The sequence below is a fragment of the Oleiphilus sp. HI0086 genome (genome assembly GCF_001635225.1).
In genome coordinates, this window is record NZ_LWFZ01000153.1 from 1 (window position 1) to 1,097 (window position 1,097).

General features: G+C 42.8%; 2 protein-coding genes and 1 pseudogene. All 3 read left to right on the forward strand.

What is annotated here, in order from left to right; genetic code table 11:
* A pseudogene (locus A3756_RS02140) lies at positions 1-642 on the forward strand (phenylalanine--tRNA ligase subunit beta); the annotation flags it as partial.
* Positions 643-645: 3 nt separating this feature from the next.
* Complete coding sequence (gene ihfA, locus A3756_RS02145) at positions 646-951, forward strand: integration host factor subunit alpha (RefSeq protein WP_068507652.1); 306 nt, start codon at positions 646-648, stop codon at positions 949-951.
* Positions 929-1,097, forward strand: a 169-nt coding sequence (locus A3756_RS25770; RefSeq protein ID WP_156490198.1) for a MerR family DNA-binding transcriptional regulator, incomplete at its 3' end; no start/stop codon positions are given. The genes ihfA and A3756_RS25770, both read left to right, overlap by 23 nt.

Here is a 1,097-nt window from a genome sequence, read left to right on the forward strand (position 1 = left end):
CAAGAAGGCGAAGAGATTGTTCAAACTAGAATGATCTCGGGCGTTGTCTCAGGCACTGTTCAAAACGAAAACTGGTGTAATGAAAGCAGAGCAATCGACTTCTTTGATGTGAAGGCCGATCTTGAGAATTTATTGTTCTCAATTGACCCGACAGTCGCTTTCGAGAAGGGTGAACATGCTGCTTTACACCCTGGGCAGACTGCACAGATTGTAAAAAATGGTAAAAAAATCGGCTATTTAGGGGCTATTCACCCTAAATTACAAAAATCCTTGGATTTAAATGGCTCAGTTTATTTGTTTGAACTATGCTTAATTGAAACCGTTCAAGGACAAGTGCCGAGTTTTGATGGCGTGTCAAAATACCCAGAAGTTAGACGGGATTTGGCAATATTGATCGATCACGAGATACCGTTCCGAGACGTTGAGCAGATTGTTAGAGATAATGCCGGTGAAGACCTGGTTAATCTCAATGTGTTTGATGTTTATTCAGGTGATAATCTTGCTGAAAACGGAAAGAGTCTAGGCCTCGGTCTGGTATGGCAGCGAAGTGATCGCACTCTTAATGATGAAGAAATCAACGAGTCCTTTGAGCGTATTGTGTCAGCACTCAGTGCTAAGTTTGGAGCTAAATTAAGGAGCTAGCGCATGGCGGCTTTAACAAAAGCTGATATGGCCGAAAGCCTATACGACGAAGTTGGACTAAATAAGCGCGAAGCCAAAGAAATGGTGGAAGCGTTCTTTGATGAAATTGTTGGAGCCCTAGGTCACAATGAACAGGTGAAGCTATCTGGCTTCGGTAATTTTGACCTACGCGATAAGAAACAAAGGCCTGGACGTAACCCTAAAACTGGTGAAGAAATTCCTATTTCTGCCAGACGCGTTGTTACTTTCAGACCCGGACAAAAATTAAAGGCAAAAGTAGAAGAATATGCTGGAACCCAGTCACAATAATGAATTACCCCCGATTCCGGGTAAGCGCTATTTCACTATTGGAGAAGTAAGCGACTTATGTGGAGTCAAAGCTCATGTTCTACGTTATTGGGAGCAAGAGTTTGATGAACTGTCACCGGTAAAGCGTCGTGGAAATCGTCGTTATT

Coding starts and splice junctions, on each gene's coding strand:
- ihfA (WP_068507652.1), top strand. CDS start 646: ATGGCGGCTTTAACAAAAGCTGATATGGCCGAAAGCCTATACGACGAA.